The 20,247-nt window shown below is 62.9% G+C and carries 21 protein-coding genes; 5 read left to right on the forward strand and 16 right to left on the reverse strand.

Annotated features, from left to right (window positions below; translation table 11 throughout):
• Positions 1 to 63: 63 nt before the first annotated feature.
• Positions 64 to 1,221 carry a porin gene (locus tag AWB74_RS09920; protein WP_061146584.1) on the reverse strand — a complete coding sequence of 386 codons (1,158 nt, stop codon included), beginning with the start codon at positions 1,219 to 1,221 and terminating at the stop codon, positions 64 to 66.
• 89 nt (positions 1,222 to 1,310) lie between these two features.
• A complete protein-coding gene (locus AWB74_RS46380; RefSeq protein ID WP_160110238.1) occupies positions 1,311 to 1,484 on the reverse strand; it encodes a hypothetical protein in 174 nt (57 codons plus the stop codon).
• Positions 1,485 to 2,162: 678 nt separating this feature from the next.
• On the opposite strand from AWB74_RS46380, the gene AWB74_RS09925 reads away from it, so the two are divergent.
• Positions 2,163 to 2,393 (forward strand): hypothetical protein, encoded by a 231-nt coding sequence (locus AWB74_RS09925; RefSeq protein ID WP_061146585.1) that lies wholly within the window; start codon positions 2,163 to 2,165, stop codon positions 2,391 to 2,393.
• A gap of 21 nt (positions 2,394 to 2,414) precedes the next feature.
• On the opposite strand, the gene AWB74_RS09930 is transcribed toward AWB74_RS09925, so the two are convergent.
• The 4 genes from AWB74_RS09930 to AWB74_RS09945 form a co-directional block, all read right to left on the reverse strand.
• Positions 2,415 to 2,675 carry a hypothetical protein gene (locus AWB74_RS09930; protein ID WP_061146586.1) on the reverse strand — a complete coding sequence of 87 codons (261 nt, stop codon included), beginning with the start codon at positions 2,673 to 2,675 and terminating at the stop codon, positions 2,415 to 2,417.
• A 111-nt stretch (positions 2,676 to 2,786) separates the two neighbouring features.
• Complete coding sequence (locus AWB74_RS09935) at positions 2,787 to 4,226, reverse strand: MFS transporter (protein WP_061146587.1); 1,440 nt, start codon at positions 4,224 to 4,226, stop codon at positions 2,787 to 2,789.
• A 69-nt stretch (positions 4,227 to 4,295) separates the two neighbouring features.
• Positions 4,296 to 5,444, reverse strand: a complete 1,149-nt coding sequence (locus tag AWB74_RS09940) for a CaiB/BaiF CoA transferase family protein (RefSeq protein ID WP_061146588.1) — start codon at positions 5,442 to 5,444, stop codon at positions 4,296 to 4,298.
• A gap of 7 nt (positions 5,445 to 5,451) precedes the next feature.
• Complete coding sequence (locus tag AWB74_RS09945; RefSeq protein ID WP_061146589.1) at positions 5,452 to 6,390, reverse strand: hydroxymethylglutaryl-CoA lyase; 939 nt, start codon at positions 6,388 to 6,390, stop codon at positions 5,452 to 5,454.
• Positions 6,391 to 6,512: 122 nt separating this feature from the next.
• Between AWB74_RS09945 and AWB74_RS09950 the strand changes: the two genes are divergently transcribed.
• Positions 6,513 to 7,415 carry a LysR family transcriptional regulator gene (locus AWB74_RS09950; protein WP_061146590.1) on the forward strand — a complete coding sequence of 301 codons (903 nt, stop codon included), beginning with the start codon at positions 6,513 to 6,515 and terminating at the stop codon, positions 7,413 to 7,415.
• On the opposite strand, the gene AWB74_RS09955 is transcribed toward AWB74_RS09950, so the two are convergent.
• From AWB74_RS09955 to AWB74_RS09995, 9 genes are all read right to left on the reverse strand, one after another.
• Complete coding sequence (locus tag AWB74_RS09955) at positions 7,412 to 7,750, reverse strand: cupin domain-containing protein (protein WP_061146591.1); 339 nt, start codon at positions 7,748 to 7,750, stop codon at positions 7,412 to 7,414. The two genes, AWB74_RS09950 and AWB74_RS09955, sit on opposite strands and share 4 nt — an antisense overlap.
• 89 nt (positions 7,751 to 7,839) lie before the next feature.
• Positions 7,840 to 8,952, reverse strand: a complete 1,113-nt coding sequence (locus AWB74_RS09960; RefSeq protein WP_061146592.1) for an ABC transporter ATP-binding protein — start codon at positions 8,950 to 8,952, stop codon at positions 7,840 to 7,842.
• A gap of 13 nt (positions 8,953 to 8,965) precedes the next feature.
• On the reverse strand, positions 8,966 to 9,745 hold the full coding sequence (locus tag AWB74_RS09965) for a carbohydrate ABC transporter permease (RefSeq protein ID WP_087038925.1): 780 nt from the start codon (positions 9,743 to 9,745) through the stop codon (positions 8,966 to 8,968).
• A gap of 67 nt (positions 9,746 to 9,812) precedes the next feature.
• The gene (locus AWB74_RS09970) at positions 9,813 to 10,706 is read right to left on the reverse strand and encodes a carbohydrate ABC transporter permease (protein WP_327361622.1); all 894 of its coding nucleotides are present in this window, start codon (positions 10,704 to 10,706) and stop codon (positions 9,813 to 9,815) included.
• Between the two features lie 113 nt (positions 10,707 to 10,819).
• Positions 10,820 to 12,055: an ABC transporter substrate-binding protein gene (locus AWB74_RS09975; RefSeq protein WP_061146593.1), complete on the reverse strand. Its 1,236-nt coding sequence runs from the start codon at positions 12,053 to 12,055 to the stop codon at positions 10,820 to 10,822.
• A gap of 39 nt (positions 12,056 to 12,094) precedes the next feature.
• On the reverse strand, positions 12,095 to 12,946 hold the full coding sequence (locus tag AWB74_RS09980) for a fumarylacetoacetate hydrolase family protein (RefSeq protein ID WP_061146594.1): 852 nt from the start codon (positions 12,944 to 12,946) through the stop codon (positions 12,095 to 12,097).
• Complete coding sequence (locus AWB74_RS09985) at positions 12,943 to 13,611, reverse strand: hypothetical protein (protein WP_061146595.1); 669 nt, start codon at positions 13,609 to 13,611, stop codon at positions 12,943 to 12,945. Before AWB74_RS09985 ends, AWB74_RS09980 begins: the two co-directional genes overlap by 4 nt.
• Positions 13,612 to 13,626: 15 nt before the next feature.
• Positions 13,627 to 14,433, reverse strand: a complete 807-nt coding sequence (locus tag AWB74_RS09990) for a shikimate dehydrogenase family protein (RefSeq protein WP_061146690.1) — start codon at positions 14,431 to 14,433, stop codon at positions 13,627 to 13,629.
• Positions 14,430 to 16,037: an acyl CoA:acetate/3-ketoacid CoA transferase gene (locus AWB74_RS09995; protein WP_061146596.1), complete on the reverse strand. Its 1,608-nt coding sequence runs from the start codon at positions 16,035 to 16,037 to the stop codon at positions 14,430 to 14,432. Before AWB74_RS09995 ends, AWB74_RS09990 begins: the two co-directional genes overlap by 4 nt.
• A gap of 272 nt (positions 16,038 to 16,309) precedes the next feature.
• On the opposite strand from AWB74_RS09995, the gene AWB74_RS10000 reads away from it, so the two are divergent.
• Positions 16,310 to 16,765 (forward strand): MaoC family dehydratase, encoded by a 456-nt coding sequence (locus tag AWB74_RS10000; protein ID WP_061124223.1) that lies wholly within the window; start codon positions 16,310 to 16,312, stop codon positions 16,763 to 16,765.
• 87 nt (positions 16,766 to 16,852) lie between these two features.
• On the forward strand, positions 16,853 to 17,959 hold the full coding sequence (locus AWB74_RS10005) for a LacI family DNA-binding transcriptional regulator (RefSeq protein ID WP_061146597.1): 1,107 nt from the start codon (positions 16,853 to 16,855) through the stop codon (positions 17,957 to 17,959).
• On the opposite strand, the gene AWB74_RS10010 is transcribed toward AWB74_RS10005, so the two are convergent.
• Positions 17,956 to 18,846 carry an aldo/keto reductase gene (locus tag AWB74_RS10010; RefSeq protein ID WP_061146598.1) on the reverse strand — a complete coding sequence of 297 codons (891 nt, stop codon included), beginning with the start codon at positions 18,844 to 18,846 and terminating at the stop codon, positions 17,956 to 17,958. The genes AWB74_RS10005 and AWB74_RS10010 overlap by 4 nt on opposite strands.
• 117 nt (positions 18,847 to 18,963) lie before the next feature.
• On the opposite strand from AWB74_RS10010, the gene AWB74_RS10015 reads away from it, so the two are divergent.
• On the forward strand, positions 18,964 to 20,244 hold the full coding sequence (locus AWB74_RS10015; RefSeq protein WP_061146599.1) for an MFS transporter: 1,281 nt from the start codon (positions 18,964 to 18,966) through the stop codon (positions 20,242 to 20,244).
• The last annotated feature ends 3 nt before the right edge of the window (positions 20,245 to 20,247 follow it).

A 20,247-nucleotide genomic window follows, 5' to 3' on the forward strand; every position in this document is an offset into this window, starting at 1 on the left:
GCAAAAAACGGCCGCGATCTCGTCGATCGCGGCCGTTTCGCGTGGCTTGCGGAGGCGTCGTGCTTAGAAGCGGTGACGCAAACCGACCGTCGCCGCGACCTGATTCTGCGTCGACGACGGCGACAGTGTGTTGATCATCGCGACGTTGGCACCTGCGTTGCCCAGATCGCCCGACGCGTGCTGATACACGCCTTCGACGTACACGTCGGTGCGCTTCGACAGCGAGTAGTCGGCTTGCAGCGAAACCGTGTGCCACTTCGGATCGCCCGAACCGTTGCTGCCAGACACCTTGCCGTCCGTGTACGTGTACGCGGCGTCCAGCGCGAGCGCCGGCGTCAGCGCGTAGCGGCCGTTCAACTCGAAGTTGTTCAGATGCAGGTTCGTGTTGCCGGGAATCGCGATCGACGTGCCGCCTTGCGATGCAGCCAGCAGTTGGTCGTAGTGCGTGTTGGTCCACACGAAGCCGACTTGCGCCGGGCCGTAGGTGTAGTTCACGCCCGCGCCGAACGTGCGCTGCAACTCGGCCGTCAGATTGGCGTTGTTGCCCTGACCGGCCGACACCGCGCCATTCGCGTTCGCGCTGTTGCGCGCGTTATTCGTCTGCAGATAAGCGGCGGCGAAATTCAGCGGGCCGTTGCCGTACGAAGCGCCCGCGCTCCATGCGCGGTTATTCGCGAACTGGCCGGCGTCGTTCGAGAAACCATACAGGCCGCCGAACTTGAAGCCCGCGTAACTCGCGCTTTGATATTTGACCGAATTCTTGATCGAGAACGAATGATCGAGATTGTCGTTATCGAACGGATGCGCGGCCATATTATTGCCGAAGCCCGAGCCCGTGTCCGAGAGCGGCGCGAGATAATCGACCATCGAATCATATTGACGGCCGAGCGTAACGGTGCCGTATTGATCGTGCTGCAAGCCGACATAAGCCTGGCGATTGAACATCGTATTGCTTTCGGTATAGCGGCCGTTATTGAGGTTGAAGCCGCTCTCCAGCTTGAAAAGCGCGTGCAACCCGCCGCCCAGATCTTCGGTGCCTTTCAGGCCGAAGTAAGTATCGGAAAGCGCTCCGCTGCCTTGCTGCCAGTTGTTATGGCCGCCGGAATTGTTCGTATAGACGAGACCTGCGTCTAGGGTGCCGTACAGCGTGACGCTGCTTTGCGCGTGGGCTGCCGCTGCGAACGTGCCGAAAATGCCCGCGATGAGAAGAGTTTTTTTCATGGTTCTCTGTGTGTCCTGTTTAATGCGAAAGCTTCCGGGTTTTCGCGGGCCATCGGTCGCCGCTCGCCCTCTGGAAACTGGGACACACTTTATTCGACGAACACGCCAATGTGTCCGCGTATCGCACGCAATAATCTTTTGCTGATTCCGCGAAGCGGCAGGCTCATCGCCTCATAGTCGTTTAAGGTCAGTCGCTTAGCGGCGATCCCATGCGGGTAATGGCGCCGCGCCTGTTGCGGATCGACGACGTGATTAGTGCGCATAGCGGATTAGTCCATTGCGCGGCACGCGGTTTATATCCGCCGATGCGGTTGTTAAGCTTCCCGCGTCAACAGAACTCCGAGAAATTATTCTGAGGACACGGGGCGGTTTCGCGAGAGGATACCGCTCCGTTTCAATTCGCCTTCAAGAAGCGGAGGCGAATCCGCTTTTAATCGCGTCGCCGTGAAGCCGCGCATCTCCGTCAGAAGAACATTCAGTTTTCCAAACGATTATCTGCGTCGCGATTGGCTGTCGAATTGCTTTCGCCGAGCGTGCGTTTTCGGTCGGAACGACTCGCATTTGCTCGCATAAGGCTCGCTACCCGCGATATGTTTCGCGGAATATCCCGATGACTTTGAAAACTTTGCGCGGTATCGATGCGCGCCGGGCGTGAAATCCACCAACGTCTCGGGCGCAGTGGGACACCCCATCAAAAATATGTTACCGGCGCGTGAACGTTTGCAGACGGGCACTTCGCGAATTTGAACACCGTAGTTTCAATTCGAAACATCTTGTATTGCTTTGAATCGCCTGTCCGGAACATGAATTGCTTAAATAGAGGTCTGTGTAAATTCAGCCGGAATCGCGATATGAAAAGAAGCGCCAATGCAACCACCGTCCCAGCATTTCGACAGCGACGCCCCGCTCAACTCGCGGAGCGTGAGCTTCAACATCTGGAAATGATTCTGGCGAATTTCGTCGAACGCGACGCGGTCTCGGACCGGTTGCCTACCCGATATTGGGACATGCGTGTCGCGCAACTGGATGCGGAATACGATCTGGTCCCGTCGCAGAGCCAGCGCGTCGCATCGCTTCAGCGCAGGCTCGCGCTGCTGGACAACGCGCTGAATACGGCCTCGTCCGCCGCGGATGTTCAGGAAGGACAACAGAGCCGGCGCGCCGCCGCCTAGCTCGACCCGAATCTTCAGGCGTTACGACGCCGCTCGCACCCAATCGTCGACAAGCGTGCGTGCCGCCGTGTGAGCGCACATCAGCGCGTCTTCCGCCGAGGTGAAACTCGAAGCGTGCTTGCTGTCCATGCACAGCGGCGAAAACGCGGTGACGGGCCGTCCCGATCGGCTGATGGTCACGCTCGCCAGATAGTGAACCGCGCCGGGCGGCGGCACCAGCCTGCAACTCGTCACGACCGCGACTTCAAGCACGAAGCCCTTGTGGTTGTACGACCGTATCATCGGATCACCCCGCCGCTGTCCAGAGACGCGCCGTGCACATGCGCTACACGGCGCGGCACGATGAAGCACGGCGTCTGACCTTGCCCGCAGCACGGACCGTACCCGCGGCGCTCAGTGATTCAGCTCTTCGAGGCGCAGCCCGTTGGTTCTCGGTCCGAACAGGCCGATTGCGAGCGCGACGATCAACATGAACACGGTAATGCCCGTGAACACGCCCGGCACGCCGAAGTCCTTCAGCAGGAACGCGATGATGAAGCCCGACATCATCGCGCCCGCTCGGCTCGCCGAATACACGATGCCGCTGGCACGGCAACGCACGGCCGTCGGGAAGAGCTCGGTCTGGTACGCGTGATAGCAGACCGAGATGGTTTGCCCCGCGAGCGAGATCAAGACGCCGAGCGCGATGAGCGCGGCAGGCGATTTCATCTGTCCGAACGCGATGCCGCTTGCGATCACGACGAGCGCGCCACCGACGATCAGCCACTTGCGCTGGATGCGATCGGCGTAAAACATCGCGAGCATCGGTCCGATGGGCAACGCAAACGCGATGATGAACGAATACAGCAGACTCTTCGTCACGTTGATGCCTTGCCCGATCAGCAGCGTCGGCACCCAGTTGGCGAAGCCGTAATAGCCGATCGCCTGGCAGAAGTTGAAGACGATGAGCATGATGAGACGCGAGCGATAAGGCGCGTGAAACAGCTCGGAAAGCGATGCGCGCCGATGCGCTGGCTGCTCGACGACGGGCGCGGGCGGCGGCAACGCTGCGCCCGACTGGCGCTCGACCACGCGTTCGATCTCGCCCACCACGCGCTCGCTTTCCTCGTGCCGGCCGTGCATCGCGAGCCAGCGCGGGCTTTCGGGCACCGCACGACGGATGAACCACACGATCACCGCGCCGACCGATCCGGCGAGCACGACGATGCGCCATCCGTCCAGCCCGAACACGGTCTCGGGCACGAGCCAGTACGAGAGAATCGCGGCGACGGGCGCGGCGGCGAACATCACCATCTGATTGAACGCCATCGCGCGGCCGCGCATGTGCTGCGGCACGAGCTCGGTCACATAGCTGTCGATGGTGATGATCTCCACGCCCACGCCGATGCCCGTCACGAAGCGCCAGAAGATCACGCCTTCGGGCGTCGTCTGGAACGCCATGATCGCCGAGCCGATCGAGTACCACAGCAGCGAGATGGTGAACACGCTGCGCCGGCCGTATCGGTCGGGCAGCCAGCCGAAGCAGAACGTGCCGATGAACAGCCCCGCGAACGTCGCCGCGATGAAACCGGCGATCCCCGTGAAGCCGAAGAACGCGTGCGTGGTCGTCTGCAAGAGACCGCTCTTCGCCATCCCCGGCGCGATATAGCCGGTAAAGATCAGATCGTAGATTTCGAAGAAGCCGCCGAGCGAGATGAGAAACACGAGCATCCACAGATGCCGCGTGATCGGCAGGCGGTCCATGCGCGCTGAAATTTGCGCGCCGGGCGTCGTGGCGACGCGAACGTCGGGCGATGCGAGCGGCTCGGCGACCGCGCTGATGGTTGGCTGCATAGTCTTGTCTCCAAAGATGCAACTGTTCTGGCGACGGCGCGGGTTTTTATGTGCGCCTGTCGCGATCCGTTAAACCGTGGCGCGCTTCGTCAGCCAGCCCAGTACTTCGTCCGTGTGCTCGCCGACGCGCGCGAGCGGCTGACGCACGCCGGGGCGACGTCCGCCCATCGTGAGCGGGAGCAGCACGACATCGGTGGTGCCGCCGTCGTCGGTCTGCATCGGCACGAGGCCGCCGCTCGCTTTCAGATGCGGATCGTCGAGCAGTTGCTCGGGGCGCATGATCGGCGCGTACGGAATGCCGGCCGCTTCGAGCTTCGGCGCGAGTTCGTCCGCGCGGTGATGCGCGAGAATCTCGCCGAGCCGTTCCAGAAGATGCGGCCGCACCGCGACGCGCATCGCGTTGGTCGCGAAGCCGGGTTCCTGCGCGAGATCCGGACGTTCGAGCACATCGCACAGCGTGACGAACTGCTTGTCGCTGACCGCGCCGATGAACAACTGCTCGCCTTCGGCCAGCGTGAACACGTCGTAGACGCTCCAGGCCGACACGCGCGAGGGCATCGGCGGCGGCGCTTCGTGCGTCATCGCGTATTGCTGCATGTGCTGCGCCGAGAGAAACACGCAGTTCTCGAAGAGCGCGCTCTGCACTTCCTGGCCGCGTCCGGTCAGATCGCGTTCGCGCAGCGCGGCCAGCACGCCGATCGCACCGAACATGCCGCCCATGATGTCGTTCACCGATGTCCCCGCGCGCAGCGGCCTGCCCGCCGGACCGGTCATGTAGGCGAGGCCGCCCATCATCTGCACGACTTCATCGAGCGCGAGACGCTTTTCGTACGGACCCGGCAGAAAGCCTTTGTGCGACACGTAGATGAGCTTCGGATGCGCCTTCGACAAGCTTGCGTAATCGAGGCCGAGCTTCGCCATCAGGCCAGGGCGGAAGTTTTCGAGCAGCACGTCGCATTCGCCGATCAGCTCGATGGCGGCATCGCGGCCTTCGTCCGTATTGATATCGATGACGACGCTCTTCTTGTTGCGGTTGAACGAGCGAAAGAAGCCGATGCCCAGGCCCGGCAGATTGCGCGTCTTGTCGCCGCCGGGCGGCTCGACCTTGATGACCTCCGCGCCGAGATCGGCGAGGATCATGCCGCAGGTCGGGCCCATCACCATATGCGTGAACTCGATCACGCGCACGCCTTCGAGCGGCAGGGTTGTATGACTCATATCGTCCTCAGGCTTCAATTGCAGTGGTTTCGTAGGTGACCGGCAGGCCCGCGAGCGCGAGCGCGCCGTGCAGCGTTTCGCCGTCGAGCCATTGCGCGAGCTTCTCGCGCAGCGTCAGCAACGCGGGAATGTCGATGCCGGTGTCGATGCCCATGTCGGCGAGCATGAACGCGAGATCCTCGCTCGACGCGTTGCCGCTCGCGCCCGGCGCATGCGGACAGCCGCCGATGCCCGCGAGCGTCGCATCGAAGCGCGCGACGCCGGTTTCGAGCGCGGCGTAGACGTTGGCGAGCGCGAGGCCGCGCGTATCGTGAAAGTGGCCGCACCAGAAACGCTCGCCCGCGATCTTGCGCGCCTTCTCGAAGAGCGCGCGCACGGCGGCGGGACCGGCATAACCGACCGTATCGGCGATGGAGACGCGATCCGCGCCCGCATCGAGCAAGGCCTGCATGTAGCGCAGCACATCGGCGTGATCGACGCGGCCCTGAATCGTGCAGCCGAACGCCGTACCGATGCCGCCTTCGATCATCGTCTTCGAGCCGGCCGCGTCGCGAGCGGCACGCATGCGCGCGACTTCATCGACGACTTCTTCCGGCGTCTTGCGCAGATTCGCGAGGCTGTGCGCGCGGCTCGCGGAAAGCGGCACGAGCATCAGGTCGGCCTGGGTTTCGATAGCACGCTCGGCGCCCTTCAGATTCGGCACGAGCACGGATACGAACAGGCCGGGCAGCGTCTTCGCATACGCGACGAGTTCGGCCGTATCGGCGAGTTGCGGCAGGAGGCGCGCCGGCACGAACGAGCCGACTTCGATTTCGCGCTGGCCGGCGGCGTAGGCATCGCCGATCCATTCGATCTTTCGTTCGGTCGGCACGATCGTGCGAATGCTTTGCAGGCCGTCGCGCAGGCCGACTTCGCGGATCACGGCGCGTTGGGGGAACGCGGGCATGGCTTTGTCTCCGAGTCTTTTGTGTGGTTGGACTCGACTTTAGACATTCCGCAAATGCCCTAACAGCGGTATTTTGGAAGGCCCATGCTTCCCGTTCGGAACGTTAGAGGAATCAAGCCGGCATGCGCGATATCGACCTGAAAACGCTGCGTCTCTTCGTCACCGTGTGCGAGCACCAGAACATCGCCCGTGCGGCAGAGGAATCGCATATCGAGCCTTCCGCGATCAGCAAGCGCATCGCGCAGCTGGAGACATCGCTCGGCGTGCCGTTGCTGTCGCGCTCGCGGCGCGGCGTCGAGCCGACGCCCGCGGGCATCGCGCTGCTCGAACATGCGCGCAGCGTGCTCTTCACGATGGAGCGCATCGCGAACGATGTCGCCGCGTTCGGTGGCGGCCTGAAGGGACGCGTGAGCATTTGCGCATCGGCATCGGCGATTGCGGAGGCGTTGCTCGACGATATCGCGTCGTTCATGCGCGAGCCCGCGAATCAGAACATCAAGGTCGATGTGGAAGAGCGCCTCTCGAACGATCTGGTGCGGCAGTTGCGCGAAGGCGTGGCGTCGGTCGGCGTGTGCTGGGACAGCGTCGATCTGCGCGGATTGCAGCATCGCGCGTACCGGCACGATCGGCTGGCGCTGGCGGTGCCTGCGGATCATCCGTTCGCGAAGCGGCGTTCCGTGGCGTTCGAGGAGTCGCTCGAATTCGAGCACGTCGGTCTGCCGCCCGCGACCGCCGTCCACACGATGCTTCAGCGCGCGGCGGCGCAGGCGGGCAAGACGATGTCGTATCGCGTGATCGTGTCGAGCTTCGACGCGGCGTTTCGCGTCGTTGCGGCGGGATTGGGCATCAGCGTCGTGCCGATGGAAGTGGCCGGAACGTATCGGCAGGCGCTCGGCATCGAAGCGGTTCCGCTCTCCGATGCGTTCGCGAAGCGCCGCTTCGTCGTGTGCTTTCGGGACTTTGACGCGTTGCAGCCTGCCGCGCAGCGTTTAGTCGAGCATCTGGAAACGCGCGCGTCGCGTTAGGCCGGCGCGTCGCAGAACACGGTTTGCGTGTCTTTCTTTTCGACGGTCAGATTGACCGATCGCGCGCCGCCCGGCCGCGTGCAATGCCGTTTGCCCGCGGGCACCGTCAGCAATTCACCGGCGTGCAATTCGACGGCGCCTTCTTCGAACTCGATGATCAACGTGCCTTCCACCGAGACGAAGGTCTCGTCGGAGTTCGGATGAACGTGCCATGGATAAGGCGCGTCCATCACGCTGATATGCACGTCGTGATCGTTGACGGAGGAAATGACGCGATTCATGTAGCCGTCGCGCGCGGCGTCGGCGATCGCTGCGTAGTCGATGATTTTGCTCATTCGTTCAGGCTAGCGCGGCGTGCGCGACAGCACAAACGAATCTTTTTCGCTTCGATGTGAGCGCGATTGGCTTATTTGCCTGCTTTGCCTTACGCGATGCGCAGTTCCGTCGCCGGGTCGAACACGACGGCCTTCGACACATCGAACACGAGTTCCATGTTTGTCTCGGGCTGCGGCGACGATGCCGGATGCACGCGGCTCACGATGCGCCTGCCGTTGACCGAAGCGAACACGAGCGTATCCGGCCCGGTCGGTTCGACGACATCGACGCGCACATCGAACGTCTGCGACAGCGCGCGGCTTTCACCGTGCGCGCTGCGTGCATCGGTGATGCGTTCGGGCCGAATCCCGACGATCACCTCTTGCCCGACACGACCGCCCAGCGCATCCGAAGGCAGCGCGAGCACGCCGCGCGCCACGCCCGTATCGATCTCGATGCCCACGCCCGCGCCTTTTGCAACGAGCTTGCCCGCGATGAAATTCATCGGCGGCGCACCGATGAAACCCGCGACGAACAGATTCGCAGGCGTGTCGTAGATCTCCTGCGGGGGCCCGAACTGCTGCACGACGCCGTCCTTCATCACGGCGATGCGATCGCCGAGCGTCATCGCTTCGATCTGATCGTGCGTGACATAGACGATCGTCGAATTCAGGCGTTGATGCATCAGCTTGATCTCGGAGCGCATTTCGATGCGCAATTTCGCGTCGAGGTTGGAAAGCGGCTCGTCGAAGAGAAAGAGCGAGGGATCGCGCGCCAGTGCACGGCCCATCGCGACGCGCTGACGTTGCCCGCCCGACAGTTGTCCGGGCTTGCGGTCGAGCAGATGCCCGATCTGCAGCGTCTCCGATACGCGATCGACGATCTTCTTCTGCTCGTCCTTCGCGACCTTGCGAATGTTCAGGCCGAAGGAGATGTTGTCGCGCACGCTCATCGACGGATACAGCGCGTACGACTGAAACACCATCGCGATATCGCGGTCCTTCGGCGAAAGCTCGTTCACGCGCCGCCCGCCGATGCGAATCTCGCCTTCGCTCACGCTGTCGAGGCCGGCGATCATGTTGAGCAGCGTCGACTTCCCGCAGCCCGATCCGCCGACGAGAATCAGAAACTCACCATCGTCGATGTCGATATCGACGCCCTTGAGCACGTCCGCGCCGTTCGGATAGCGCTTGTGTACCTTTTCGATCGAAAGACTTGCCATGTTGTCGGCTCCCTTAACCCTTGACCGCGCCGGCCGTCAGACCGCGCACGAAATAACGTCCTGCCAGCAGATAGATGACGAGCGTCGGCAGCGCCGCAATGATCGCCGCGGCCATGTCCACGTTGTATTCCTTCGTCCCTTCCGATGTGTTCACGAGATTGTTGAGCGCCGCCGTGATCGGCATGGAATCGGCGCCCGCGAACACGATGCCGAACAGAAAGTCGTTCCATATCTGCGTGAACTGCCAGATGAAGCAGACCATCAGGATCGGCAGCGAAACGGGCAGCAGCACGCGCGTGAAGATCGTGAAGAAACCCGCGCCGTCGATGCGCGCCGCTTTCACCAGTTCCGCGGGCACGCTCACGTAGAAGTTGCGGAAGAACATCGTCGTGAAGGCGATGCCGTAGATCACATGCACGAGCACGAGGCCGGTCGTCGAATTCGAGATGCCGAGCGCGCCTTCGAGCCGCGCCATCGGCAGGATGATCGCCTGGAATGGAATGAAGCAGCCGACCATGAGCATCGTGAAGAGCGCGTCGGCGCCGCGAAATCGCCACAGCGTCAGCACGTAACCGTTGAATGCACCGATCAACGTCGATAGCAGCACGGCCGGGATCACCATCTTCACCGAGTTCATGAAGAACGGCTGCATGCCTTCGCATCGCACGCCGGTGCAGGCTTGCGCCCATGCTTTCACCCACGGCGCGACGGTCCATTGCGTCGGCAACGTGAGCAGATTGCCGACGCGCAGTTCATCGATGCTCTTGAACGACGTGCTGAACATCACGTACATCGGCAGGAGGAAATACAGCGCGAAGAGTATGAGTGCGGCGTAGATGCATACGCGGCTGAATCGGGCTTTACCTTGCAAGGCGCGCACTCCTGGATTCGAGGTACATGAGCGGCACGAGCACCGCGACGATGGTGACGAGCATCATCATCGACGCAGCCGCGCCCACGCCCAGTTGTCCCCGGTTGAACGAAAAGGTGTACATGAAGATCGCGGGCAACGACGACGACGTGCCCGGCCCGCCCGCCGTCAGCGCGACGACGAGATCGAAGGTCTTGATCGTGATGTGCGCGAGAATCAGCAGCACCGAGAAGAACACAGGCCGCATGCTCGGAATCACGATCTTGCGATAGATGGTCGGCAGCGTCGCGCCATCGACTTGCGCGGCCTTGAAGACTTCCGCATCGACGCCGCGCAGGCCCGCGAGAAAGAGCGCGGCGGCAAAGCCCGTCGATTGCCACGCCGCCGCCATCACGACGCAGAAGATCGCGCGGTCCGGATCGCCGAGCCAGTTGAACGCGAAACTCGCGAAGCCGAGATCATGCATCACCTTGTCGAGACCCGAGCCGGGATTGAGGATCCATTGCCACGCCGTGCCCGTGACGATCGCGGAAAGCGCCATCGGGTAGAGATAGATCGCGCGCAGTGCGCCTTCGACGCGAATCTTCTGGTCGAGCAGAATCGCGAGCAGCAAGCCGACGCCCATGCAGATCGCGATGAACGGAATGCCGAACCAGCCGAGGTTGGCGGCGGAAGTCCACCAGACATCGTTGGCGAAGAGTTCCTTGTAGCGTCCGAGGCCCGCGAACGCGTAGCGCGGCAACAGACGCGAATTCGTGAACGATATCCACGCCGTCAGTCCGATGAAGCCGTACACGAACACGAGGCTCGCCGCGATGCTCGGTGCGAGCACGATTTTCGGAAGCCATTGGTCCGCATTGAAAGCCATGCGCGCGGGGCGCATCGCGTGTTCTGGCTCGCGAAGGCGAGCGCGTTCGACACTGCTCACGAGTGTTCCTCTCTGTCGAATCGAAGGGGAAGGGAGCGCCTCGAATGAAGCGCTCCGTAAGCTAGGCGTTAGTTCGCCTTGGCAGCCGTGGCGAGCGCCTGAACCGCGCTCTTGCTGTCCTGCTGCGAATGCATGAACTTCGTGACGACGTCCGTCATCGCGCCCGCGACGGCTTCGGTCTGCGCCATGCCTTGCGCGAGCGACGGCACGATCGTGTTCGCCTTGATCGCCGATTGTTCGTCGGCGTAAGAGCGCTTCGCGCAGTCGTCGAACTTGTCCATCGGAATGCCGATGCGCGCCGGAATCGAGCCTTTGTACAGGCTGAACTGTTCCTGGAAATCAGGCGACATCACCGCTTTCGCGAGCACGAGCTGTCCGGGCGTTGCGGTCTTCGAACCGTTCTGACTGAAGAACGCGAGCGAATCCGAGTTGAACATGTAGCTGCCCGCCGTGCCCGGACGCGGCGCGCAGATGTAGTCCTTGCCCGGCACCTTGCCCGCGCGCGCGAATTCGCCCTTCGCCCAGTCCGCCATGAACTGCATGCCGGCCTTGCCGTTGATGACCATCATCGTCGCGAGATTCCAGTCGCGGCCGGTCGTGCCGTTGTCGTAGTACGAGCCGATCTTGCGCACGATGTCGAACACCTGAACCATCTTGTCCGATGTGAGCGTCTTCGGGTCCAGCTCGACGATCGCCTTGCGATAGAAATCCGCGCCCTGCGACAGCACCACGCCTTCCCACAGGTTCACGTCCTGCCAGGGCTGCCCGCCATGCGCGACCGCCGTATAGCCCGCGGCCTTCATCTTGTCGGCGAGCGCGAAGAACTCGGGCCACGTATTGGGCGCGGCGCCGCCGACCTTGTCGAGAATCTCCTTGTTGATCCACAGCCAGTTCATGCGATGAATCTCGACCGGCACCGCGACGTAATGACCGTCGTACTTCAGGAACTTGCCGACCTGCTGCGGAATCAGTTTGTCCCAGCCCTGCGTCGCCGAATCGATATCGACGAGCACGCCTTGTTCGGCCCAGTCATGAATCGACGGCCCTTTCAGCTGCGCAGCCGAAGGCGGATGCCCCGACACGACGTTCGTCTTCAACACGGTCAGCGCGTTCGTGCCGCTGCCGCCCGCGACCGCGAAATCCTTCCACGTGACACCCTGTTTCTCGACGTCCTGCTTCAGCACGCCGACCGCCTTCGATTCGCCGCCCGACGTCCACCAGTGCAGCACTTCGATCTGATCGGCGGCGTGCGCGGTGTTGAGCGCGCCCGCCATCGCCAACGCTATCCATACGTTCCGCTTCATGATGTGTCTCCTCGCTTCTCTCTTTCCGATTGCGATGGCTTATTGATCGTCCCAGCGCGCGACGATTTGTTCCTGCACGCCGAGTCCGGCGACCGACAGTTTCATCACGTCGCCCGGCTTCAGGTATTGCTCGGGCTTCATGCCGAGCCCGACGCCGGGCGGCGTGCCCGTGGTGATGACATCGCCCGCTTCGAGCACGACGAACTGGCTGATGTACGACACGAGCGTTTTGATCGGGAAGATCATGTCCGATGTCGACGAATCCTGGATGCGCTTGCCGTTCAGTTCGAGCCACAGCGGAAGGTTCTGCACGTCGCCGAGTTCGTCGGGCGTGACGAGCCACGGACCGAGCGGGCCGAAGGTCGGCGCCATCTTGCCTTTCACCCATTGGCCGCCCTGTTCGAGCTGGAACGCGCGTTCGGAGACATCGTTGCAGACGCAATATCCGGCGACGTAATCGAGCGCGTTGTCTTCGCTCACGTAATGCGCCCGCTTGCCGATGACGAGCGCGATCTCCACTTCCCAATCCGCCTTGGTCGAATTGCGCGGCAGCAGCACGCGATCGTTCGGCCCGCTGATGCACGACGGCGCCTTGTTGAAGAGAATCGGCTCCTTCGGAATGGGCGCGTTCGTTTCGATCGCGTGCTGCACGTAGTTCAGGCCGACCGCGATGAAGTTGCCCGGCCGCGCGATGCACGCACCGATGCGCGGATTGCCTTCGACGATCGGCAGCGCGGCGATATCGAGCCCTTCGAGACGCTTCATGCCGCCCTTGGCGAAGAATGCGGGATCGAAGTCGTCGGTGATTGCGAAGGCATCGCGGATGCGGCCTTCGTTATCGAGAATGCCGGGCTTTTCCTGACCCGCATTGCCGTAGCGCAGAAGTTTCATGACGTGGTTTCCTTTAAGTTCGCGGAGAGTCGGCTGATCTCCAGCACGTAGACGTTGCATGGTTCGGCCGTCGCGCCGTGGCTCGGCCAGTCGTATGCATCGAGCGTCGAGCGGCATGCTTCGATGCCTTCGCGCGTGGCCGCTTCGAACATCACGATGTGGCTCGGCACCGTAAACGCGCGCGCCTTCGCTTCGGCGGTTTGCGCGTTGCTCGCGGTGTCGTCGGCGATGAACGCATGGGCCGCGAGCACATCGCCGCGTGCGAGCAATGACTCGAACCGCGCGAGGCCGGGCACGTTGCCATCGACGCGCAGTTGCATCGTCAGCACATAGCCGCCCGTGCTTTCGCCTCGCGTTTCGGCGATGCGGCAAATCGAGCGCGCCGTGTTGCGGAAGTCCGCAACCGATGCGCGCGTGAGCGGCGTCGGGTTGTCGAGGCGTTCGAGATACGCGTCGCCGGTAAGCACGCGCAGGTCGCGCGCTTCGTAGACCGTCAGCCATTCCGGCGAGGCATCGTCGCCGCGATAGCGCCTGCCGCGCAGAAAGCCATCGATGGAAAGGCGCTCCGGAATGTGCTCCTTGTCGTGCCATGCGTAGAAGCCGTCGCGTCCTTCGTCGACGATGTCGTTCCAGATCAGCACGACCGCGTTGCCCAGCAAAGACATGTTGTTTTCCTCGCGTCAGGCTGCGTTGAAGAATTCGAAGATCGCGTCGATCTGGCCGCTGTGCATGTCGATGCCCGTCACGACCGGACAGCCGCATTCGATCGCCTTCGCGATGAGCGCGGTCGGTTCACCTGGCGGCCGGAGCACCACATCGCCGACGATCTGCCCGCTTCTGAACGACGCGAACGGCGCGGGCATGCTATCGCTCGCTTTCATGCCGACGACCGACGCATTCACGATGATGTCGACGTCATTCGCATCGGCATCGCCCGCGACGATCTCGCAGCCTTCGCACGACGCCGACAATTGCGCGGCAAGCGCGCTCGCCTTCGCGCGATCGATATCGCACAGCGTGATGTGCGCGACACCCGCATCGGCGAGCGATACCGCGATCGCCGCGCCCGCGCCGCCGCAGCCGAGCACGAGCGCGCTTTTGTTGGTCACCGAATATCCCTTCGCGAGCAGGCCGCGCACGAAGCCTTCGCCGTCGAACATGTCGGCGTGCCAGCGGCCTTGTTCATCGCGGCGCAACGCGTTCACCGCGCCGATGCGTCGCCCTTTCGATCGCACTTCATCGGCGACTTCGAGCGCGTTCGTCTTGAACGGCGATGTGACGAGCAGGCCATCGAGATTCTTCAGGCGCAGGAGCGCCGGCAGAACGGCATCGATCTCGCTCGCATCGATATGCATCGGCACGAGCACCGCATCGATGCCCGCTTCGGCGAACTTGCGCGTATAGACCTCGGGCGAGCGAACCTGAACGATCGGATCGCCGATGATTCCGTAAAGGCGCGTGCGCCCCGTGATCGACGTCGTGCTCATGCGCGGCTCCCATACCATTCGGCGATGCGCCGCGAACGGTGCTTCCGCTCGCGCACCATCGTTTCTTCCTTGATGCCCATGACGCCCGACGCGAAGATGCGCGCGTCCATTTCGTGCACATCGGTGGCGACGGCGGGACGGAAATCCATGTGCGCGAAAACATCGCGTTCGATATCGACGCCGGGCGCGACTTCGATCAACTCCAAGCCTTTATCGCCGACACGAAACACCGCGCGCTCCGTGACGAACAATGCGCTATTGCCGCGCTCATGCGCGAACGGCGCGCTATAGCAGATCTGTTCGAGCGAACGCACGAACTTGCGATGCCGGCCTTCCTGCACGATGCGCGTCTTGCCGTTTTCCCACTGCACGTCCAGGCCGCCTGCCGTGAGTGTGCCGCTGAAGATCACGCGCTTCGCGTTCTGGCTGATATTGATGAACCCGCCCACGCCGACGATCTTGTCGCCGAAGCGGCTGATATTCACGTTGCCGTGCGCGTCGACTTCGGCGAACGAAAGGAACGCGAGATCGAGGCCGCCGCCATCGTAGAAATCGAATTGCGATGGCTGCTCGATCATCGCGGCGAAATTCTGCGCGCCGCCGGAATCGCGGCCCGTGATCGGCGCGCCGCCGATCAGACCTTGCTCGTTCGTGAGAATCACCGAATCGAGCAGGTCTTCTTCCGCCGCGACAGTCGAAAGCCCCGTCGAAATGCCCGCGCCGAGATTGCACACGGCATGCGGATACAGTTCCATCGCCGCGCGCCGCACGATCACCTTGCGCGGACCGAACGGCAGCGGACGAATCTCCGAAAGCGGCACGCGCAACTCACCCGCATAACTCGGGTCGTAGTCCGTCGCGTAAGTCTGACGCTGCTCGGCCTCGACGACCACGAAGTCCACGAGGATGCCCGGAATCTTCACCTGTTTCGGCGGCAGCGTGCCGCGCCGCGCCATGCGCTTCACCTGCACCACGACGATGCCGCCCGCGCGCCGCGTCGCCTGCGCCATCGCGAGCATTTCGCCGAGCACGGCTTCCTGCTCCATCGTGACGTTGCCGTCTTCGTCGGCGGTGGTGCCGCGCAGGAATGCGATATCGATCGGGAACGGCTTGAAGCGCAGCCATTCTTCGCCGTCGATATGCATCAGTTCGACGAGCATCTCTTCCGTCGACGGACTCTGACGCGCGCCCTGCTGACGCGGATCGACGAACGTGCCGAGGCCCGTCTTCGTGATGAGGCCGGCACGACCGCCCGCCATCTCGCGCATCAGTTGCGAAAGCACGCCTTGCGGCAACGTGTAGGCCTCGATGCTGTCGTTCGCGGCCATCGTGACGAGGCCGGGCGAATCGACGAGCGCGCTCGTGATTGCGCGCTTCAGCAATCCTTCGTGCGCGAGATGGCTCGCACCGAGCGCGGCGCGGTCGCCGATACCGACCACGCTGATCGACGTGATGCCTTGCGGTTGCCGTTCGGCGAGGAACCGCCGTTCCACCGCCGCGAGCAGCGCTTCAGGCACCGCATGTCCGCCGCCTGAACCGCTGATCACGATGGAATCGCCCGAGCGCACCAGTGCGGCCGCGTCGTCGCTGGAAATTCGTTCCATTTGTCACTCTTCTCCGTATCTTTGCCCGGCCATCGATCTGGCCGACGAACTCAATGTAACCGGTCTCATAATCGCTTTCAAGAGCAATCTCACAGAATGGACTTCCGCTAGGGAATATCACTATTCGCAAGCGTTGTCATGGTTTCAAACGATACGACGATGATTTACATGCATCCTTGTAACCGGTATCATGAATCGCAATCGAAGCATCTCTTCGAGTTCCCGCGGCCGCATGCAACGCGCCGCGACTTCAACGCAACAGGAGACAGAGCATGGCTATCAAGGGCGTCGAGATTGGCGACGAATACCGTTTCGCGAAGACCGTCGGCGAAGTCGACGTGACGCTGTTCGCCGGCCTCACGGGCGACTTCAGCGATACGCACATCAACGAGCAGTACATGCAGGAGAAGTCGGCGATCGGCCGGCGCATCGCGCACGGGGCGCTGCTGGTCGGCTATATGTCGACGGCATCGACGATCTCGATCGCGCACATCATTCATCGCACGGATCTCGATGAATTCCCCGTGTCGGCGGGCTACGACCGCATTCGCTTCATCAAGCCCGTGCTGCTCGGCGATACGGTCACGGTGATCTATCGCGTCGCGGAGATCGACGAAGAAAAGCGCCGCAGCACCGCCGACATGGAAGTCATCAACCAGCACGGCGAAGTCGTCGCGGCCGGACGTCATCTGATGAAATGGGCGAAGAAGCTGTCGAACGTGGACTGACGGCGGGCTTTCGCGCGGTGCTGCACGAATAGTGCGCCGCAGGTGGATTGCTATAATCGGCGCACCCCGCGCGAACCCCGATCAGGCATGGCCAAGAGCAAAAAGAGCACGACCGAAGACGCCGATGCCGCCAGCACCGCGAGCAGGAAGACGCGCTCGTCCGCTGTGACCCTGCGCGATGTCGCGCGTTTCGCGGGCGTGTCGTCGGCCACGGTTTCGCGCGTGATGAACAATCCCGAAGTCGTGTCCGACGAATTGCGCTCGCGCATCATGGTCGCGATCGAGCATCTGGGATGGGTGCCGCACGCCGCCGCGCGCGCGCTTGCAACGCAACGCACGGGCACCATCGGCGCGGTATTCCCGACGCTCGCGAACGAGCACTTCGCCACCGCCATTCAGACCTTGCAGGAAGCGCTCGAACAGGCCGGCTATACGTTGCTGCTCGGCTGCTCGCAGTACGATCTGGAGCGCGAATATCGCCAGGTGCGCACGATGCTGGAACGCGGCGTCGATGCGGTCGTGCTCGTCGGCGAGGCGCATCATCCGGACCTCTATACGCTGCTCGGACAGCGGCAAGTGCCGTTCGTGAACACATTCGCGTATCGCGACGGCGTGGATACGCTGTGCGTCGGCGTCGACAATCATCAGGCGTTCTTCGATTTCACGACCTATCTGATCGGCCTCGGGCATCGTCGTTTCGCGATGCTCTCGCAGAACGCCGATTCGAACGATCGCGCCCGCGCGCGTCGTGAAGGCGTGCGCGATGCGCTCGCCGAGCATGGGCTCGGGATATCGGCGGCGCATATGGTCGAAGGCTTCTGGGGCGCGCGCGAAGGCAGGCAGCTTTTCTCGAAGGTGATGGATACGCCGCAGCCGCCGACGGTCGTGATCTGCGGCAACGGCTCCTTCGCGATGGGCGCGATGCTCGAAGCGATGCAAAAGGGCTACGACATTCCGAACGAACTGAGTCTCGTCGGTTTCGACGATTTCGAACTGATGTCCGAGCTGCCGATTCCGATTACCACGGTGCGCGTGCCGAGCGCGGAAATCGGCGCGATGGCCGCGAAGATGATTCTCGCCGAGCTTGCCGAGAAAGGCAGCGCGGTGAGCGTGAAGTGCGAGGCGGAAATCATCGTGAGGGCTTCGTCGGGGCCGCCGCCGAAGGCATCCAAAGCACGCAAGACGCGCGGCTAATCCACCGCCCTTCCCCGCGCCGCTTCCAGAATCGCGAACCATTCCTCGCGCGTCAGCTCGATATCGAGCGCATCGACGGCATCGCGCAGACCTTCGATGCGCCGCGTGCCCGCAATCGCAATCGGCCGCGACGGCAGCCTGAAAATCCACGCATACGCGACCGACACCCAACTCGCCACGCCGCGCTCGCGCTGAATCGCCTGGAGCGTATCGCGCACGCGCGCGGCGGCGGCATCGGTTTCATCGAACAGACGGCCGCCGCCGAGCGGTGACCAGATCATCGGCGTGACGCGCGCCGCTTTCAATGCGCTCATCGTGCCGTCATCGATCGGCGTCGAATGAAACGGCGACACCTCGATCTGATTCGTCGCGAGCGCAATGCGCGCATTGAGCGATTCGAACGCGCGCGCCGAAAAGTTCGACACGCCGAACGCGCCGATCTTCCCCGCCGCCAGCAGCCGCTCGACTTCGCGCGCGAGTTCGTCCTCGTCGATCAGCGGATCGGGGCGATGCAGCAGGAACAGCTCGATGCGCTCGCATCGGAACGCCCGCAACGAACGCTCGACGCTCTCGCGCACATGCGCGGCGCTGTTGTCGTAATGCTTCACGCGATGCTGCGGCCGCGCGGGCGACACGAGTTTGATACCCGCCTTCGTGACGATTTGAATGCGCTCGCGCAAGCCCGGCCGCAACGCGAGCGCGTCGCCGAAGAAGGTTTCGGCTTCGTATCCGCCGTAGATATCGGCGTGATCGAAGCTCGTCACGCCGAGCTCGACGCATTCGTCGATGAACGCGGCAAGCTCCGCGCGCGTCGTGTTCCAGCGCATCACGCGCCACATGCCCGCGACCACGCGCGAGAGCGTTGTTTCGATGGATGGTGTCGTCATGGTTTGAAAACGGTTACAAACTAAATCTTATTGGGGTTTACGGTGTTTTAATGTGGCAGCAAATGAATATAATGATACCGGTTACATTCAAACGCAAGCCGAACACGGAGACACTCGATGCAAAGAGACATCGCCATCGCGCAGGAAGGCGCGCGCCGCTGGTATCGCGACATTAGCTGGACGCAGTGGCGCGTGCTGATCGCCGCCTGGGGCGTGTGGGTCAACGACGCGCTCGACTTCCTCGCCATCACCTTCGTGCTGCGCGATATCGCGACCGCCTTCAACGTATCGCTCGACACCGCCTCGCTGCTGTTGCTCGCCACCTACGGCGTGCGCTGGATCGGCGGTCTGCTCTTCGGCGGCCTGAGCGACCGCATCGGGCGCAAGATTCCGCTGCTCATCACGCTGACATGGTTCACGCTCGGCGCGGTCGCAACGGGGCTGTCGTGGAGTTTCGCGGCGCTCGTGGTGTTCCGTCTTCTGCTCGGCTTCGGCATGGCGCCCGGTTTCTCGCTCGGCGCGGCGATGGTCGCGGAATCGTGGCCCGAGAAGCATCGCGCGATCGGCATCGGCATTCTGGATACGGGCTGGGGCGTCGGCGCGATCGGCGCGGCGCTCGCGTATGAGTTCATCTATCCGCACTTCGGCTGGCGCGGGATGTTCTTCATCGGCTTGCCGCCGTCCATCCTGCTCGCGCTGTTCATCATTTTCTGCGTGCCGGAATCGCAGGCGTGGAAGAAGGCGCGGCCCGCTGCGGCCATCACGTGGCGCAGCAATCCGGTCGTCGATCTGTTCTCGAAGTATCCGAAGCGCGTGTCCTATCTCGCGCTCCTGATCTTCGTGCTGTGCTTCGGCTCGTGGCCGTTTCAGGCGCTGCTGCCGACCTATCTGCGCGCCGCCGGCCTCGCGCCCGCCGCCGTCAGCCAGATCACGATGGCGTCCGCGATCGGGCAGATTCTCGGCTTCGTCGCGTCGGGGTTCATCGCCGAGCGGCTCGGGCGGCGCATGGCGATTTCGGTGATGATCGGCATCGGCGCGCTTTTCGTCGCGGGCGTGATTCTGTCGACGGGCAATATCGCGCTCGCGGCGGCCTGCTCGTTCGTGAGCGGCTTCTTTCTGATCGGCTCGTCGGGCATCTGGGGCACGGTGCTAACCGAAAACCTGCCGCGCGACGTGCGCGCGTCCGGCGTCGGCTTTCTCTACAACTTCGGCGTGATCGGCGGCGGCATCGCGCCTTTCATCGTGCTCTCGACGATGCATCGCTTCGGCTTCACGATGCCCGACGCAATCATCGGCTTCACGATCGTCGCGGCGATCGCCGGCATGATCGTGATCCGTTTCGTGCGGGAGACGAAGGGGCTGTCGCTGGACGAGATCGATCGCGAAACGAACGGTTGATCG

Source organism: Caballeronia arvi (assembly GCF_001544695.2).
Taxonomy (GTDB): Bacteria; Pseudomonadota; Gammaproteobacteria; order Burkholderiales; family Burkholderiaceae; genus Caballeronia; species Caballeronia arvi.

Bases quoted from the DNA above. Each gene is read 5' to 3' on its own strand.
- AWB74_RS09920 (WP_061146584.1), bottom strand. From the start codon at position 1,221: ATGAAAAAAACTCTTCTCATCGCGGGCATTTTCGGCACGTTCGCAGCG.
- AWB74_RS46380 (WP_160110238.1), bottom strand. From the start codon at position 1,484: ATGCGCACTAATCACGTCGTCGATCCGCAACAGGCGCGGCGCCATTAC.
- AWB74_RS09925 (WP_061146585.1), top strand. From the start codon at position 2,163: ATGATTCTGGCGAATTTCGTCGAACGCGACGCGGTCTCGGACCGGTTG.
- AWB74_RS09930 (WP_061146586.1), bottom strand. From the start codon at position 2,675: ATGATACGGTCGTACAACCACAAGGGCTTCGTGCTTGAAGTCGCGGTC.
- AWB74_RS09935 (WP_061146587.1), bottom strand. From the start codon at position 4,226: ATGCAGCCAACCATCAGCGCGGTCGCCGAGCCGCTCGCATCGCCCGAC.
- AWB74_RS09940 (WP_061146588.1), bottom strand. From the start codon at position 5,444: ATGAGTCATACAACCCTGCCGCTCGAAGGCGTGCGCGTGATCGAGTTC.
- AWB74_RS09945 (WP_061146589.1), bottom strand. From the start codon at position 6,390: ATGCCCGCGTTCCCCCAACGCGCCGTGATCCGCGAAGTCGGCCTGCGC.
- AWB74_RS09950 (WP_061146590.1), top strand. From the start codon at position 6,513: ATGCGCGATATCGACCTGAAAACGCTGCGTCTCTTCGTCACCGTGTGC.
- AWB74_RS09955 (WP_061146591.1), bottom strand. From the start codon at position 7,750: ATGAGCAAAATCATCGACTACGCAGCGATCGCCGACGCCGCGCGCGAC.
- AWB74_RS09960 (WP_061146592.1), bottom strand. From the start codon at position 8,952: ATGGCAAGTCTTTCGATCGAAAAGGTACACAAGCGCTATCCGAACGGC.
- AWB74_RS09965 (WP_087038925.1), bottom strand. From the start codon at position 9,745: ATGTACGTGATGTTCAGCACGTCGTTCAAGAGCATCGATGAACTGCGC.
- AWB74_RS09970 (WP_327361622.1), bottom strand. From the start codon at position 10,706: ATGCGCCCCGCGCGCATGGCTTTCAATGCGGACCAATGGCTTCCGAAA.
- AWB74_RS09975 (WP_061146593.1), bottom strand. From the start codon at position 12,055: ATGAAGCGGAACGTATGGATAGCGTTGGCGATGGCGGGCGCGCTCAAC.
- AWB74_RS09980 (WP_061146594.1), bottom strand. From the start codon at position 12,946: ATGAAACTTCTGCGCTACGGCAATGCGGGTCAGGAAAAGCCCGGCATT.
- AWB74_RS09985 (WP_061146595.1), bottom strand. From the start codon at position 13,611: ATGTCTTTGCTGGGCAACGCGGTCGTGCTGATCTGGAACGACATCGTC.
- AWB74_RS09990 (WP_061146690.1), bottom strand. From the start codon at position 14,433: ATGAGCACGACGTCGATCACGGGGCGCACGCGCCTTTACGGAATCATC.
- AWB74_RS09995 (WP_061146596.1), bottom strand. From the start codon at position 16,037: ATGGAACGAATTTCCAGCGACGACGCGGCCGCACTGGTGCGCTCGGGC.
- AWB74_RS10000 (WP_061124223.1), top strand. From the start codon at position 16,310: ATGGCTATCAAGGGCGTCGAGATTGGCGACGAATACCGTTTCGCGAAG.
- AWB74_RS10005 (WP_061146597.1), top strand. From the start codon at position 16,853: ATGGCCAAGAGCAAAAAGAGCACGACCGAAGACGCCGATGCCGCCAGC.
- AWB74_RS10010 (WP_061146598.1), bottom strand. From the start codon at position 18,846: ATGACGACACCATCCATCGAAACAACGCTCTCGCGCGTGGTCGCGGGC.
- AWB74_RS10015 (WP_061146599.1), top strand. From the start codon at position 18,964: ATGCAAAGAGACATCGCCATCGCGCAGGAAGGCGCGCGCCGCTGGTAT.